Here is a 15513-nt window from a genome sequence, read left to right on the forward strand (position 1 = left end):
CAGATAATCCATACTGTGTAAGGAGATAGTACCATGACGATCATTACCGATGTGCACGCGCGGGAGATACTCGATTCCCGGGGGAATCCCACCATCGAAGTCGAAGTCCAGCTCTCGTCCGGGGCCATAGGCCGCGCCGCCATACCCTCGGGCGCATCCACGGGCGAACACGAGGCCGTCGAGCTCCGTGACGGGGACAAGGCCCGCTACCTGGGCAAGGGCGTGCAGAAGGCCGTGGGAAACGTGAACGAGACCATCTATTCCGCGGTCATGGACATGGACGCGATGGACCAGCGGCTCGTGGACAAGACGATGATCGACCTGGACGGGACGCCCAATAAATCGAAGCTGGGCGCCAACGCCGTCCTGGGGGTTTCGCTCGCCTGCGCCAAGGCCGTCGCGACGACGCTCACCATGCCGCTGTACCGATACCTGGGCGGGGTGAACGCGTGCGAGCTGCCCGTTCCCATGATGAACATCATAAATGGTGGATCCCACGCCGATTCCAACGTGGATCTCCAGGAGTTCATGGTCATGCCCGTGGGGGCCCCGAACTTCCGCGAGGGGCTGCGCATGGGGACCGAGGTTTTTCACGCGCTCAAGGGCGTGTTGAAATCGAAGGGATATTCCACCGCGGTGGGGGACGAGGGCGGATTCGCGCCGTCGCTCAAATCCAACGAGGAGCCGCTGGATTGCATCATGGAGGCAATCAAGAAAGCGGGCCTCGCACCCGGCAAGGACATCTTCATCGCCATGGATCCCGCCTCGAGCGAGTTTTACGACGATAAAAAAAAGAAGTACATTTTCTCAAAGAGCGACAAGAGCGAGCGCGACAGCGCGCAGATGGTGGATTTTTATACCAAGTGGGTTGAAGCGTACCCGATAATATCCATCGAGGACGGGCTCGCACAGGACGACTGGGACGGATGGAAGCTCATGACGGATAAGCTGGGCGGGAAAATCCAGATCGTGGGCGACGATCTGTTCGTGACCAACACCGAGCGGCTCAGGATGGGGATACAGAAGGGCATCGCCAATTCCATCCTCATCAAGGTCAACCAGATAGGCTCCCTCACCGAGACGATCGACGCCATCCAGATGGCAATGAAGGCCGGGTATACGGCCGTGGTATCGCACCGCTCCGGCGAGACCGAGGATACGACCATAGCCGACCTGGTGGTGGGCATGAACGCGGGCCAGATTAAGACGGGCTCCGCGTCGCGCACCGACCGCATCGCGAAGTACAACCAGCTCCTGCGCATCGAGGAGGAACTGGGGGACATGGCGGTATACGGGGGAAAAGAGGTTTTTTACAGCATTGCTAAAGTCAAATAGGCTCACGCTGTTCATACTCGTATTCGCGCTCTCGACGATCTACTTTTTCGTGTTCGGCGAGAGCGGGATCATCATGCGCATGGAGCTTTCCCGCCAGCGGGGCCGTCTCGTGGAGCGCATAGACGATCTCAAGGACGAGGGACAGCGGCTTAAAAACCTTTACGGGAAATACAGAAAGGGAGAGATGAACCGCGAGGAGGCGCGCATCGCGGGATTCATAGAACAGGGAGAGCGTATCGTTTTCGTAAGAGGTGGTCCGATAGACCAGGCGGCCCGTGCGGGGGACGCGAAGGAAGACGGAACGTACGCGAACCTGGACCACCTGCGGATTCTCTGGGTGGTGATATCCGTCCTGGCGGTATTCTTATTTCTTGCCAGGATGCACAGGAAGCCGGAAGACCCGGCGGCATTATGAGTTCGAACCAGATTACAGATTGTATGAACGAAATCAAGCCGGAGCGGTTCCCCAGCACTCCCCGCGATGAGCGGGTCATTCGCTGGCAGCTGGGCCGGGACGATATCTTCCTGGGCGGTGTCGTCGAACGGTGCGATTATGGATTCCCCCGTATAATGCTCCTTAACCCGCTGCCGTCCGATGAAACCCGGGGAGGGGTGCGTTACGAGGCGGTGACCAATATCATCTGGCTGACATGCCCCTTCCTTAACGAATGTATCCACGAATTGGAGCAGGAAGGGTATATCGAAAAGGTGTCGGCGCTCATTGGCGGGGATCTCGAGTTGAGAACTAAAATGGAAGCCGCCCACGCGCGCTTCTACTATCTTCGAAAGAATTTTTACAAGCGGTATTTCGGAACCGCGCCGGAAGAGGACCGCGCGAGCGTTTTCAATGTGGGCATCGCCGGCATTAGGGACATCGGGGCGATCAAGTGCCTGCATGCGCATTTTGCCCATTTTCGGATTTGTGACGACAATGTCGCGGGCGTGATCACGTCCCGCCTGCTGAACGACAAAATAAATTGCGACGAGGTACGGTGCCGCAATGCTGGTTAAACCCTGCGAGCCTCTTATCATCAAGAATTTAAAAAAAGACGGATCCCTGGGGGAAGAGGTGATCGCGGGGGCCGTGCACACCCTCGCCTCCGGGGGAATTGCGATTCTTCCTATAGACAACATCTACGCTGCGGCAGGAATAGCGTCACCGGACATGGAGGCGCGAATCTCCAAACTGATAAAACGATCCAAGAAACGCTATATCCGGCTCATTTCGAATTTTAAAATGCTCGACAACCTGGCCGAATTTTCGAAGGAAGATTATGATTTTCTCAATCGCGTCTGGCCGGGGGAGGTGACCGTCATTTTAAAAAGCAAGAATGCGGACAACCCCCAGGGCACCATCGCGGTGAGATACCCGCGGAGCAAATACGTCCAGGCCATTATAAGCCGCGTGGACGCCCCCCTGGTCTTCGCGAACCTCTACAAGGGCGCAGGGAAGCAGCCCGTGTACCGGAAGGCGGAGATACTCAAGCTTTCGCAGGGCGCGGACCTTTCCCTGATCGTGGAAGAACTTTGCCGGAGGCACCAGCTGTCGAGTCTCATCGATATCAGCACGCACGTCCTCGAAATTCTCAGGGAAGGACGGGTCTCCGCGGACGAGATACGGTCATTGTACTTTGTCGGGCGCGATAACGCGGAAGAAGGGGCCGATTAACGATCATCCCAGGCGCGCTATATCCAGGTACAGGTGTATCGTACCAAAAATCCTGACCCTGCCCCGTATAAAACCCGGTTCCCGGCGCGGCTGGATGCGCTCGCGGAGAAAGTCCCGCCGCGCGCCGATTTTCCTGCCGACTCGCGTGGCGGCGAGGGCGATCCGGTGGTCCCTCTCACGAAGGATTAAATACGATTCCGGGGGCGCAGAATTCCGGGGAGCCCGAAAGAAGAGATCGGTGACCGGGATTGAACTGGACCCGGACATGACCCCGTATCGGGCGCTTCCCTCCATGGGAATGATATCGGCATCGCTGAAAACGATTCTCTCCATCGTGTCGTAGGACGAAATAAACCAGCTTCCATTCCTCTCGAAACATATCCACCGGAAAGGCATCTCGTCCGGATTCGCCGTCGATCGCGCATCGGAAGCCTGCTGGTCCAGCGGGCGGCCGGCATGTTCGAGCCGTGGGAAGCGGCTTATCTGCTGTTCGCGCAACTCGATCGTTTTCGCATGGAGAAAATGCATAAGGTTGAAATCAATACCCTCGTGCGTATAACGTTTCCTGTAGTCTTCCAGCAGGGCCTTCAACCTTAGAATGTATTCATGACCCGTCAGTGAATTGTAATGAGAATAAATGGAAGAAAGGATGTCCAGTTGGCCAACTATGGTGCCGTAGATTTCATCGAAATCGAAGTATTTCTCCTCGAGCCTGATAAGCGTTTTTTCAAGCTTCTCCGAGATTTCATGCACTACCTGCAGATTTCCCTGCCAGAATTCGCGGTACTTTTCATAATACGGCCCGTACCCGTTTTCTCCCGGGATCAGCGTATCGGCTGATTGACTGAAATATTTTTCCATGCGCGATTCCAATAGAAGCCTATCGGGTTGATTTTTCAAAGTCAATCATTTTGCACTCCAGTGAGCAGGCGCTCACTGGAATCCCGCGCGGGATTCCGGCTCCGTGTGGAAAATTTTTTCCTTGTTATCTGTTGGAAAGATGTTATTTATTAATATAATGGGGTGATTTGGTCAATCGGCGTGACATAAGGGAACACTGCGAATTAATCTGGTTAATTGTTGAAAATATGTTGAATTAAATCATCCCTACTAAAGTAATTGCTACAGCTTTTTGAATACATACATGGGGCGCCGGCGGAGCAGAACCTGGGGGTGTGAAACATGCATTCCCGGGCTTGTACGTCAGCGCGGGGATTATTAAAGAACTGAAAAAATTTTAAAATAGAAGGGGTGCGTCATGTCGGAAACGAAAAAAGAAATGAAATCGATGGACGGCAACATGGCCGCGGCGCATGTTGCGTACGCGTTTACCGAGGTGGCGGCGATTTATCCCATTACTCCTTCGTCACCCATCGCCGAATACATTGACGACTGGGCGGCCGCCGGGAAGCGGAATATTTTCGGAAATGTCATCCGTGTGGTCGAACTGCAGTCCGAGGCGGGAGCGGCGGGGGCCGTTCACGGCGCGCTGCAGTCAGGGGTCCTGTCGAGCACCTATACCGCGTCCCAGGGTCTCCTCCTGATGATCCCCAACATGTACAAGATGTCGGGGGAGTTGCTGCCCGCGGTCCTTCATGTCACCGCGCGTTCGCTCTCCACCCATGCCCTTTCGATTTTTGGAGACCATTCCGACGTTTACGCAGTGCGCCAGACCGGTTTTGCGATGCTCGCGAGCGGGAGCGTCCAGGAGGTGATGGACCTGGGAAGCGTGGCGCATCTCGCGGCCATAAAAGGGCGTGTCCCGTTCCTGCACTTCTTCGACGGGTTTCGCACCTCCCACGAGATCCAGAAAATCGAGGTCATCGATTACAACCAGCTCGCGGGGCTGCTGGATTATACCGCGCTCGAGGAATTCAGGCACAGGGCCCTCAATCCGGAAAATCCGGTTACACGCGGTACGTCGCAGAACCCGGACATCTATTTCCAGATGCGCGAGGCCTCGAACAGGTATTACGACGCCATCCCCGACATGGTCGAAGGATACATGCGGGAGATCAGCAATATTACGGGACGCGAATACCTGCCCTTCAATTATTACGGCGCGAAGGACGCGGAATACGTCATCGTCGCCATGGGCTCGGTGACCGAGACGCTCAAGGAAGTGATCGACGTGCTTGTGAGCCAGGGCGAAAAGGTGGGCCTGCTCTCGGTGCACCTGTACCGACCGTTCTCGAAGAAATACTTCATGAAAGTCATCCCCAGCACGGTGCGCCGTATTGCGGTGCTGGACAGGACCAAGGAGCCGGGCGCCAACGGCGGACCTCTTTACCGGGAGGTAAGGGAAATTTTTTATACCGCGGACAAGAGCCCGATCGTCGTGGGCGGCATCTATGGCCTTTCCTCTAAGGACGTGACGCCGGGCAGGCTCCTGCCGGTGTTCGACAATCTCAAATCGTTCGAGCCCAAGAACTTCTTCACCGTAGGCATTATCGACGACGTAACCTTCAGATCGCTGCCCATTGGTGAGCAGAGGTACCTTGGGCCCAAGAACACCTTCGCCGCGAAGTTCTACGGCTTAGGCGCGGACGGAACGGTGGGTGCGAATAAGAACTCGATGAAAATCATCGGAGACAATACCGGCCTCTACGCGCAGGCGTATTTTGCGTATGACGCGAAGAAATCAGGCGGACTCACCGTGTCGCATCTCCGGTTCTGCAAGGATCCGATCAAATCGACGTACCTCATTCATCACCCGAGCTTTGTGGCGTGTCACGTGCCGTCGTACATCTACCAGTACGACGTCCTGGACGGCCTGGATCGCGAGGGAACCTTCCTCCTTAACAGCATCTGGGACGCCGAGGAGACCAAGCGGCGACTCCCGGACCGGATGAAGAAATACCTGGCGGATTACGAGATCAAGTTCTATGTCATCAACGCGACGAAAATCGCCGAGGACCTTGGCCTGGGCAACAGGACGAATTCGATCATGCAGGCGGCGTTCTTCAAGCTTTCCGGCGTCATCGAATACGAGAAGGCCGTCGAGTACATGAACAAGGCGATAAAGAAGAGCTACGGCCTTAAGGGCGAGCATGTCGTCAAGATGAACATCGACGCCATCGCGCACGCAGCCGAAGGACTAATCAAGATCGAGATACCCTCCGAATGGAAGAATATCAGCCTTCTGAAGTCGAATAACATATTCGGCAAGAAGAGCTTTGTAAACAAGGTGTTCGAGCCCATGAACGTCCAGGAGGGAAACCAGCTTTCCGTAAGCGCGTTCATTGACCGCCCGGATGGGACATTCCCGCAGGGAACGGCGGCGCTGGAAAAGCGCGGGATCGCGGTCAAGGTGCCCGAATGGATACCCGCCAATTGCATACAGTGTAACCAGTGTTCGTACGTGTGCCCGCACGCGGTAATCCGCCCGTTCCTTCTGGATGCAAAGGAGGCCGCGAGCCTTCCCGGCGGCATTCCGGTGCTGGATGGAAAGGGGAAGGACCTTGATGCCTACAAATTCCGTATCCAGGTGAGCGTACTCGACTGTACAGGGTGCGGCAATTGCGCCGATATCTGCCCGGCCAAGGAGAAGGCGCTCGTCATGATGCCATTGGACAGCCAGCTTGACCAGGCCAATAACTGGATGCACATGCACCATAATGTCACCTACAAAGACACCGTACTGCCGAAGACCACCATTAAGGGAAGCCAGTTCGCCCAGCCGCTCTTCGAGTTTTCGGGCGCGTGTTCCGGCTGCGGTGAAACGCCGTATATCAAACTCCTGACCCAGCTTTTCGGTGATCGCATGATGATCGCCAATGCCACGGGATGCTCCTCGATCTACGGCGGAACCGCGCCCTCCACGCCCTATACCGTGAACGCGAAGGGGCGGGGACCCTCGTGGGCAAGCTCTCTTTTTGAGGATGCCGCGGAATATGGGTATGGCATGTACCTGGGCGTCGAGCACATGAAGCAGCGGATCATCGACCTGACGAAAAAATTCCTGGAAGGCGGGTTATCCCCCGAGACGAAACTGGCGCTGGGGGAATGGATTGAAAACAGAAACGATGCTCAGAAGAGCATCGAGATAACCGCGCGCCTTATTCCCCTGCTTGAGGCCGAGAGCGACAACAGCGCGAAAGAGATCCTGAGCCTCCGCCAGTATCTCATCAAGAAGTCGGTGTGGTCTATCGGCGGGGACGGCTGGGCGTACGATATAGGGTTTGGCGGACTGGATCACGTTATCGCCAGCGGTGAAGACATTAATCTGCTCGTGCTCGATACCGAGGTGTACTCGAACACCGGCGGCCAGTCCTCGAAATCGACCCCCACGGCGGCTGTTGCCAAATTCGCAGCGGCGGGCAAAAGGATCCGTAAAAAGGACCTGGGCATGATGGCGATGTCCTACGGCTACGTGTATGTCGCGCAGATCGCGATGGGGGCCAGCCAGATGCAAACGCTGCGGGCGATACAGGAAGCGGAGGCCTATCCCGGCCCCTCGCTCGTAATCGCGTATTCCCCGTGCATCAACCACGGGTTGCGGAACGGAATGGGAAAATCCCAGAAGGAAGAAAAGCTCGCGGTCGAGTCCGGGTATTGGGCCACGTACCGCTTCAATCCGCTTCTCGAAAAAGAGGGAAAGAATCCCTTTACGCTCGATTCCAAGGAACCGGACTGGACAAAATTTCAGGACTTCCTGTCCGGCGAGGTCCGATATTCTTCGCTTAAAAAGCAGTTTCCCGAAGCGGCGGACGAGCTTTTCCAGGCGGCCGAGACGAACGCGAAATGGCGCTACAATTCCTATCGCCGGCTCGCGGCATTGGATTACTCGAAGTAGCAACAGCCGCACGGGGAATACACGCACCAAAACCGAAGGCGCGGATATATATCCGCGCCTTCGGTTTTGGTGACTGATTTAATAAAATAAAATGAACCCGCGATGCCGTGTAGGAGGCGAATCTTTTGAACCTGTTATTACAGGTGGGTTCCCGCACGCGTACCTCGGTCTACTCTTTGAGGAGCATGACCTACACACGCAAATCTTGAGATCCCAGATTCTCTAGTGTTGGTTCAAAAATTATGGTCCCTAAGCGCGAACATCGCAGGCTCAGTGATAATAAACAGGATGCCCCATCCGCTATCAACAAAAAATTGCCGCGCTCCATTTTTTAATTGAACTGCTGCGGCTTTTCATTGATAAAGCGCTGAGTTACATTATAACTGGTTCAAAATGAGATATGGACGAATACATCGGTGCAAAGGTGCGGCCGGTTTTTTTATAGTGGCTGTCGCGTTGTGCGTATTCCTTGCATCGGAGGCGGTGCCGTTCGGGAAGAACAAGGTCAACAAGGACACCTTTCAGTGGAATATCCTGAAAACGATTCATTTTGACGTGTATTATCCCTCCGGCATGGAGGATCTGGCCGTGCGCTCCGCGCAGTATGCCGAGGAAGGATATGCCCACCTTGCCGACTACCTCCGCCATGAATTGACGCAGACAATCCCGGTAATCATTTATCCCTCGCATATCGCGTTCCAGGAAAACAACATCCTTCTCGAAATTATCGGCGAAGGCACCGGGGGTTTCACCGAGGCGTTCAAGAACCGGGTCGTGGTCCCCTTCACGGGATCCTACGCCGATTTTCACCATGTGCTTGTCCACGAGCTGACCCACGCCTTCCAATATAACATGCTTTTCGACGACCAGTCCGGGGCGCGCATGTCCTCGCTTTCATTCGGGGGAATGCCATTGTGGATGATGGAGGGGATGTCGGAATATCTCTCGATCGGCTACGACGAGACCGCGGACATGGTGATGCGCGACATCATCTACAATGAAAAATACGCTACGCTCATGGACCTTACCAGGATGCACGTGCGCAGCCCGTACCTGTTCTACAAGGAAGGGCAGGCGTTCTATTATTTCCTGGAAAAACAATACGGAAAGCAGAAAATCGGCGAGCTTTTCAGGGACGTGCGCGATGTGGGCGATATCGACGAAGCCTTCAAGACCGCGACGGGGAAAAATCTTGAGGACCTGAACCAGGATTGGATTCGCTTCTATAAGAAGCGGTATTACCCGGTCGTGAAGGGAAAGGTTTTCGACGAGGAGGAGGGCGAGCAGCTCACGTTTCACCTTAAAACCGAATCATCGTTCAACGTGTGCCCGGCGGTGTCTCCCGACGGCAAACGCATCGCCTTCATAACGAACATGGATATTTATTCCGCCATCTCGATCGTCACCATCGAGAAAAAAGAGGAGCGGAAGGTGAAAACCGTCCTCATGGGGGATACCAGCGCGAAGTTCGAGGGCATGCACCTGCTCTCGAACAACCTGTCCTGGTCCAGGGACGGGAAGGTGCTTGTGTTCGTCGCGCAGTCCGGCGGCCGCGACGTTATCTTTCTCATCGATCCCGAAGAGGGCGGAATCCGCGACGAGATCGCGCTTCCCTTCCGCGCGGTCATGGATCCCTCGCTGTCCCGGGACGGCACGCTCATCGCGTTTTCGGCGCAGGACAACCTCTCCACCGACATATATATTTTCGATCTTAAATCGCGCGCGCTCACGCGGGTCACCCGCGACGCCTTTACCGACCGCTACCCGGTCATCTCGCCGGACAACCGGCATGTGCTGTTCTCATCGACGCGGGGCGACGGCCGTGACGCGGCCGCCGACAATTTCGACATCCATCGCGTGGACATGGCATCCGGAGATCGCACGGTGCTCGTGAAGTCGGCAGGGAGCGACCTCCAGGCGGATATCGCGCCGGATGGAAAGAGCATTGTCTTTATCTCGAACAGGTCGGGCATTTATAATGCGTACCGGTACAAGCTTGATTCGGGCGAGGAGGCGAAGGTCACCGACGTGCTGTGCGGCATTTTTTATCCGCGCTGGTATCCGGACGGAACCAGGCTCGCCTTCGTGGGTTACCAGAACCTTGGGTACGACATCTTCGTCAAGGAATTCGACGAGAAGAAGCTCAAACCCGCGACGGACGAGCGCGACACGGAGTATATCCGCCATGATTTTCCTTCTCCCTATTTTCCTATGGGGCAGGCGATTTTCGACGATTACACGACCAGGATCAGTCCCGATTATCTGTTTTTCGGCATAGGGGGCACTATAGGATACGGGTTCGCCGGGTTTGCGCGCATGGGGATTTCGGACTACCTGGGCGACCACCGGATCGAGCTTACCACGGATTATCTTAACTATTCGGGAAGCCAGTCGGACATAAATTTCGACGCGGCGTATTATTACCTCAAGTACCGGTGGGACTTCGGCGTGGGAATGTTCCGGCAGCGCAATCCGTACGGAATATTCACCCTTTCGAGCGTCAACGACCTCATTCATAATGTCTATGCCAGCACGCTCTACGTGAATCACTACGGGGCATACGCGGTCGCGAGCTACCCCTTCTCGAAATTCTTCCGCTTCGGCCTGCGCGCCACATCGAGCAGGTATGAGCATGACTACTCGCTCGACAGCGAGAGAAGGGACGTTTTCGCGAACCTCAACCAGCTTGCCGTCTCGCTGAACTACGACAATGTGCTCTGGGGCTACATGGTGCCGCTGGACGGATTCCGGGGCCAGATCGAGGTGGAGCAGGCCTTCAACCTGACCGGACAGGATTTCCAGTTCACGAGCTACAGCATCGACCTGAGGAAGTATTTCTTCATCTACAAGCGCTATACCTTCGCACTCAGGGGCAGCGCCGGGAAAATAACGGGCAAAGACAGCGAGTTCTTCAAGTTTTTCCTGGGCGGGTTCAACACCCTGCGCGGGCACCCCTTTCTCGAATATAGCGGCAATAATTACTTCCTCTGCAGCACGGAGTTCCGATTCATCTTCATCGAAGGGATCAAGATGGGGTGGCCCCTGTTCTTCCGGATCGGCGGTATTGGGGGGGTGCTCTTCAGCGATTTCGGTTCGGCCTGGGACGGGCGCTACCGCTTCATCGACAGCGAGACCGGCAATTTCGGCGATTTCAAGTCCGACGTGGGGTTTGGGTTCCGATTGACCCTGTTCCCGCTCATCATTATAAAGCTTGACTACGCCTGGGCATATTATTATAAGTCGTTCGGCAACAGGCATATCATATTCAGCCTGGGCTTCGAATACTAGGTGCGTACCATGCGTAAAGCCGAAATCAAACGCTCGACATCGGAGACCGATATTACCGTAAAGCTCGTGCTCGGAAGCCCGGACAAGCCGGTCGTTCGCTCGGGCGTGCCCTTCTTCGACCACATGCTGAACGCGATGGCGCGCCACGGGCACGTCTTTCTCGACCTTGAATGCAGGGGCGACAACGAGCTTGACGACCACCACTCCGTTGAGGATATCGGGATCTGCATGGGTAAGGCGTTCCGGAAGGCGATGGGCGACAAGGCCGGGATCGTGCGGTTCGGCCAGGCGACGGTACCCATGGACGACGCCCTGTGCCTCGCCGCCGTGGATATATCGGGCCGATGCTATTTCCGCTATACCGGCCCTGACCTGAAGGGATACATCGGGAACTACCACGAAGAGCTCACCCTTGAGTTCCTGCGTTCCTTCGCCGATAACGCCGGGATAAACCTGCATGTCATGCTGTACTATGGCGAAAACCGCCACCACATCCACGAGGCGATATTCAAGGCCCTGGGGATAGCCCTGTACCGTGCCTATTCGATCGATCCGGGTTACGCGGACCAGGTCCCCTCCACCAAGGATGTACTCGCATGATAACCGTCATCGATTACGGCATGGGCAACCTTCGCTCGGTGGTGAAGGCGATCGAGAAATACACCCCGGACGTCCGGGTATCGAGCGATCCCGCATCCATAAAGGATTCGGCCGGGCTCATCATGCCGGGGGACGGAGCGTTCGGGATGGCGATGCAGCACCTGCGTGAAATGGGCTGGCTCGAACCCCTGCTGGAATATATCCGCGGGGGCGGCTATTTCATGGGCATTTGCCTGGGATACCAGCTTCTTTTTTCCACAAGCGAGGAATTCGGGCACCACGAGGGTATGGGCGTAATCCCCGGAAAAGTCGTGCGCTTTCCCGCCGGGGATCTCAAGGTCCCGCACATGGGATGGAACGATGTGGCGCTCAGGCGCGATTCGGTGTTCCTGAAGGGAGTCCCCGACGGTTCGCATTTTTATTTCATCCACAGCTACTACCCCGAGATAGGCGATCCCTCCTGGGTACTGGGCGAGGTCCGCTACGGCGTATCGTTCCCCTGCATCGTGGGGAAAGGCAACGTGGTCGCCACGCAGTTCCACCCTGAAAAAAGCTGGAAGGTGGGCCTTAGGATAGTCGAAAACTTCGTCGGGGCGGTATGCTCGTAATTCCCGCCATCGACCTTCGAAATGGGAAATGCGTGCGGCTGATCCAGGGAGACCCGGAACGCATGACCGTATATTCCGACGATCCCGTGGAGATGGCGCGCCGCTTCCAGGACATGGGGGCGAGGCTCATTCACGTAGTGGACCTGGACGGGGCGTTCGAGGGGAAGCCGGTGAACGACGCGCTGGTGGTGCGGATGGCGGCCGCGGTGAAGGTTCCCCTCGAGATCGGGGGCGGCATCAGGAACGCCCAGGCCATCAGGCGCTATGCGGATGCGGGCATCGGGAGGATAATCATGGGCTCGGTCGTCCTGGACCCGGGGTTCGGGGAATTGCTCACGGAATTTGGAAAATATATAGTGGCGGGCGTCGATGCGCGTGACTCCATGGTCGCCGTGCACGGCTGGAAGACGGTGTCCGGGGTAAAGGCCTTCAATTTTATAAATATGTTGAAAAATTCGGGGCTCGATGAGATCATCTACACGGACATCTCCACCGACGGCATGCTCTCGGGTCCCAATATCGCCGCGATGAGACGCATCCTGGAGGATGTCCCGGGGATCAGGCTGGTCGCCTCGGGCGGTGTTTCCTCGATGACCGATATTGAGAATCTCGCCGAGCTGGAGCCCATGGGCCTTATAGGCTGCATCGTGGGAAAAGCGTACTACGACGGCAGGGTAGATTTGAAAGAGGCGTGTGCCAGGTTCGCATAAACGGTAAGGCGCGAACGGGGAGCCCGCTTCCCAGACCCGAATTGCGGAATAGCGGACGACACATAAAACGCTGCGTGAAGGGTAATCCCTGATGGATGACATGAAAGAGTTCGACATAGAAATAAAGATGCCCGTCGAGATCGAGCAGTACGAGCGGAAGATCTACGATCTCAAGCAGCTCATAGAAATAGGCAAGGGACTCAATTCCACCCTCGACTCGAATGTGCTGATAGAATCGATCCTTCTCACCTGCATGGGACATATGCGGCTCCTCAAGGCCGGTATCTTCCTGAAAAAAGGCATCGATGAAAACGTCTACATCCTGCATCGCAATTACAAGGGATTCGAGCTGGACCATTCGCTGGAATACGAGATCGCGACCGATTCCCGCTTCATCAAGTACATCGAGAACCATTTTCGGTGCTATTCCCCGGAAGAGCTTAACGTGATATTCCCGGACGACCCGGCGGTGAACACGCTCATGGTCATTCGCCCCACGCTTATCGTTCCGCTCAAGGGCAAGGGAAAGCTCAACGGGATCATCATCCTGGGGGAGCGCATCAATAACGCACCCTTCATGGAATCGGAAAAGGAATACCTCTTGAACATCGCCTCGCTCGCGGGAATATCCATCCAGAACGCGTCGCTCTATGAAATGGCCACCACGGACATGATGACCCGCCTCAAGATACACCACTTTTTCCAGGCCGCGCTCGTGGAAGAAAGAGAAAAGGCCGTTCGGCAGAAAACGCCGCTCTCGCTCATCATGATGGATATCGATCATTTCAAGAAATTCAACGACACTTATGGCCATACCTGCGGCGACATAGTGCTGATACACGTGGCCCAGATCGTGATGAACAGCGTCAGGCAGATCGATGTCGCCGCGCGGTACGGTGGCGAGGAACTGGCCGTTATACTCCCCGGGACCAGCCTGGAGTCCGCGCTCGTCGTCGCGGAGCGGATTCGCAAGAGCATCGAGGACGCGAAAATCATGTGCGGCGACATTCGGCTGGGCGTGAAGATATCGCTGGGTGTCACGCAGTTCATCCCCGAGGCCGACAGGGACAATAAAGGCATCATCGAGCGTGCCGACCGCGCCCTCTACAACTCGAAGACGAACGGCAGGAACCGCGTCTCGTTTTTATAAACGGGCCTCGTGAAAAATTCTTGCTTTTGTCCATGATTCCCGTAGTATTCACCTGAAAGAACGCGAGAGAGTCCACGGAGTGTGACATGATCATTACCAGAAGCGAGCGGCAGACTATCCCGAATACCAGGGGAAGGGCTATCAGGACCATCGCCCTGCTCACCGCCATGATCGTGCTTGTCGATTTCCACCTTGCGCCCGCCCTGCGCGCCGCGGACGAGCTTACCGTGGAAGAAGCGGCGGGAAAGCGCGACAAAAAGCCCGCCTCCAAGTATATCGACGAGTTCGGCGGGAAGGCGCCGGAGCGCAGGGATTCGGGCACGGGCTTGCAGGTGAAGGACCCCAGGCTCGCATGCATGCTTTCGCTCATCGTTCCCGGTGGCGGACACGTGTATCTGCGCCAGGACCTCAAGGGAATCACCTTCTGTCTCCTCACCGGGGTAGGATATGGGGCCTCGGCCTATTACCTGTATCTCTCGCTGTTCGGGGGCGCATCGGGGACGGAGGCGCGATCGGACCTTATCGTGGCGGCGCTCCTTTTCGTAGTGGCGGCGATCATTCATGTCGTGGGGGTGGTCGAGGCCTATAACGACGCGGTCGACATCAACGAGAAGAAGTTCTACTACGGGCAGGCGCAATCGGAGTCGCCCTACGTGGCAAGACTTGAATACAAAGAGTGATCAAAAAAAAGCCAATCCTATAAATATTTGTTGACCCGCGACATAAGCAGGTAATAATTTGTCCACATTTCGGGCCCATAGCTCAGTCGGTTAGAGCATCTGACTCATAATCAGGGGGTCCAAGGTTCGAGTCCTTGTGGGCCCACACAGGGATTTTCTAATTATTGGAAAGTCCAGCAGCGGGGAGGCGACTCCCCGTAACGTTATCGAGAAGGTTGAGGCGATGTACGCAATAGTTGAAATCGGCGGCAAGCAGTACAAGGTTGAAAAGGACATGACTCTCGATGTCGACAAGGTCCCGGCGGGAGCCGCGGACGGCATGAAGCTCGACAGGGTGCTCATGCTCGTGGACGGCGAAAAGGTGATGATCGGGACACCGTACCTGAATAATGTCAAGATCACGGCGGCGGTGCTCGGTATGCATAAGGGCGAAAAGGTGCGCGGCGTCAAGTTCAAGAAACGCAAGAACTATACCAGGACCCTTGGACACAGGAGACAGCTTCTCCAGCTCAAGATCCAGGAGGTCGCGCTTCAGTAATCCGTGATCAGGATAGCGCTCACGAATATCGGCCCCGCGGGCCTGCCCGTAAAGGCCGGAATACCGCTGGGTATCCTGGTCGAGGGTCATGCGGATACGGGAACCAGGGGTGAGGATATCGTGTGCGCCGGCGTTTCGGC

14 protein-coding genes, 1 tRNA gene and 1 other RNA gene are annotated in these 15513 nt (G+C 56.0%); 14 read left to right on the forward strand and 2 right to left on the reverse strand.

Annotated features, from left to right (window positions below; translation table 11 throughout):
- Window positions 1–33 precede the first annotated feature (33 nt).
- From EPN93_01060 to EPN93_01075, 4 genes are read left to right on the forward strand one after another with little or no spacing between them, the layout of a single operon-like run.
- The gene (locus EPN93_01060; protein TAL39691.1) at window positions 34–1335 is read left to right on the forward strand and encodes a phosphopyruvate hydratase; all 1302 of its coding nucleotides are present in this window, start codon (window positions 34–36) and stop codon (window positions 1333–1335) included.
- Window positions 1319–1750: a hypothetical protein gene (locus EPN93_01065; protein ID TAL39692.1), complete on the forward strand. Its 432-nt coding sequence runs from the start codon at window positions 1319–1321 to the stop codon at window positions 1748–1750. The genes EPN93_01060 and EPN93_01065 overlap by 17 nt, the downstream gene beginning before the upstream one ends.
- Window positions 1747–2346 carry a DUF501 domain-containing protein gene (locus tag EPN93_01070; protein ID TAL39693.1) on the forward strand — a complete coding sequence of 200 codons (600 nt, stop codon included), beginning with the start codon at window positions 1747–1749 and terminating at the stop codon, window positions 2344–2346. The genes EPN93_01065 and EPN93_01070 overlap by 4 nt, the downstream gene beginning before the upstream one ends.
- Complete coding sequence (locus tag EPN93_01075) at window positions 2336–3004, forward strand: hypothetical protein (GenBank protein TAL39694.1); 669 nt, start codon at window positions 2336–2338, stop codon at window positions 3002–3004. Before EPN93_01070 ends, EPN93_01075 begins: the two co-directional genes overlap by 11 nt.
- A gap of 3 nt (window positions 3005–3007) precedes the next feature.
- Here the strand turns inward: EPN93_01075 and EPN93_01080 are convergent, their stop codons facing one another.
- Window positions 3008–3865 carry a hypothetical protein gene (locus tag EPN93_01080; protein TAL39695.1) on the reverse strand — a complete coding sequence of 286 codons (858 nt, stop codon included), beginning with the start codon at window positions 3863–3865 and terminating at the stop codon, window positions 3008–3010.
- Between the two features lie 397 nt (window positions 3866–4262).
- Between EPN93_01080 and nifJ the strand changes: the two genes are divergently transcribed.
- Window positions 4263–7799, forward strand: a complete 3537-nt coding sequence (nifJ, locus tag EPN93_01085) for a pyruvate:ferredoxin (flavodoxin) oxidoreductase (protein TAL39696.1) — start codon at window positions 4263–4265, stop codon at window positions 7797–7799.
- Between the two features lie 90 nt (window positions 7800–7889).
- Here nifJ and ssrS read toward each other — a convergent pair.
- Window positions 7890–8073, reverse strand: a non-coding RNA gene (gene ssrS / locus EPN93_01090) — 6S RNA.
- Between the two features lie 119 nt (window positions 8074–8192).
- Here ssrS and EPN93_01095 point away from each other — a divergent pair.
- The 9 genes from EPN93_01095 to EPN93_01135 all read left to right on the forward strand — a co-directional run.
- Window positions 8193–11087, forward strand: a complete 2895-nt coding sequence (locus tag EPN93_01095) for a hypothetical protein (GenBank protein ID TAL39697.1) — start codon at window positions 8193–8195, stop codon at window positions 11085–11087.
- Between the two features lie 9 nt (window positions 11088–11096).
- Window positions 11097–11687 carry an imidazoleglycerol-phosphate dehydratase HisB gene (gene hisB, locus EPN93_01100; GenBank protein ID TAL39698.1) on the forward strand — a complete coding sequence of 197 codons (591 nt, stop codon included), beginning with the start codon at window positions 11097–11099 and terminating at the stop codon, window positions 11685–11687.
- The gene (gene hisH, locus EPN93_01105; protein TAL39699.1) at window positions 11684–12295 is read left to right on the forward strand and encodes an imidazole glycerol phosphate synthase subunit HisH; all 612 of its coding nucleotides are present in this window, start codon (window positions 11684–11686) and stop codon (window positions 12293–12295) included. Before hisB ends, hisH begins: the two co-directional genes overlap by 4 nt.
- Window positions 12286–13005, forward strand: coding sequence for a 1-(5-phosphoribosyl)-5-[(5-phosphoribosylamino)methylideneamino]imidazole-4-carboxamide isomerase (gene hisA / locus EPN93_01110; protein ID TAL39700.1), 720 nt, complete (start codon window positions 12286–12288; stop codon window positions 13003–13005). Before hisH ends, hisA begins: the two co-directional genes overlap by 10 nt.
- A gap of 100 nt (window positions 13006–13105) precedes the next feature.
- Window positions 13106–14155 carry a sensor domain-containing diguanylate cyclase gene (locus EPN93_01115; protein TAL39706.1) on the forward strand — a complete coding sequence of 350 codons (1050 nt, stop codon included), beginning with the start codon at window positions 13106–13108 and terminating at the stop codon, window positions 14153–14155.
- A gap of 86 nt (window positions 14156–14241) precedes the next feature.
- A complete protein-coding gene (locus tag EPN93_01120) occupies window positions 14242–14835 on the forward strand; it encodes a hypothetical protein (GenBank protein ID TAL39701.1) in 594 nt (197 codons plus the stop codon).
- A 71-nt stretch (window positions 14836–14906) separates the two neighbouring features.
- Window positions 14907–14980: transfer RNA gene (locus tag EPN93_01125), tRNA-Met, on the forward strand.
- A complete protein-coding gene (rplU, locus tag EPN93_01130) occupies window positions 14972–15373 on the forward strand; it encodes a 50S ribosomal protein L21 (GenBank protein ID TAL39702.1) in 402 nt (133 codons plus the stop codon). The genes EPN93_01125 and rplU overlap by 9 nt, the downstream gene beginning before the upstream one ends.
- Window positions 15374–15376: 3 nt before the next feature.
- Window positions 15377–15513, forward strand: a 137-nt coding sequence (locus tag EPN93_01135; protein TAL39703.1) for a ribosomal-processing cysteine protease Prp, incomplete at its 3' end; no start/stop codon positions are given.

It is taken from the genome of Spirochaetota bacterium (assembly GCA_004297825.1).
Taxonomy (GTDB): Bacteria; Spirochaetota; UBA4802; order UBA4802; family UBA5368; genus FW300-bin19.

Bases quoted from the DNA above. Each gene is read 5' to 3' on its own strand.
- hisB (TAL39698.1), top strand. From the start codon at position 11,097: ATGCGTAAAGCCGAAATCAAACGCTCGACATCGGAGACCGATATTACC.
- nifJ (TAL39696.1), top strand. From the start codon at position 4,263: ATGTCGGAAACGAAAAAAGAAATGAAATCGATGGACGGCAACATGGCC.
- EPN93_01070 (TAL39693.1), top strand. From the start codon at position 1,747: ATGAGTTCGAACCAGATTACAGATTGTATGAACGAAATCAAGCCGGAG.
- EPN93_01115 (TAL39706.1), top strand. From the start codon at position 13,106: ATGAAAGAGTTCGACATAGAAATAAAGATGCCCGTCGAGATCGAGCAG.
- EPN93_01080 (TAL39695.1), bottom strand. From the start codon at position 3,865: ATGGAAAAATATTTCAGTCAATCAGCCGATACGCTGATCCCGGGAGAA.
- EPN93_01120 (TAL39701.1), top strand. From the start codon at position 14,242: ATGATCATTACCAGAAGCGAGCGGCAGACTATCCCGAATACCAGGGGA.
- hisH (TAL39699.1), top strand. From the start codon at position 11,684: ATGATAACCGTCATCGATTACGGCATGGGCAACCTTCGCTCGGTGGTG.
- EPN93_01060 (TAL39691.1), top strand. From the start codon at position 34: ATGACGATCATTACCGATGTGCACGCGCGGGAGATACTCGATTCCCGG.
- EPN93_01075 (TAL39694.1), top strand. From the start codon at position 2,336: ATGCTGGTTAAACCCTGCGAGCCTCTTATCATCAAGAATTTAAAAAAA.
- EPN93_01095 (TAL39697.1), top strand. From the start codon at position 8,193: ATGAGATATGGACGAATACATCGGTGCAAAGGTGCGGCCGGTTTTTTT.
- hisA (TAL39700.1), top strand. From the start codon at position 12,286: ATGCTCGTAATTCCCGCCATCGACCTTCGAAATGGGAAATGCGTGCGG.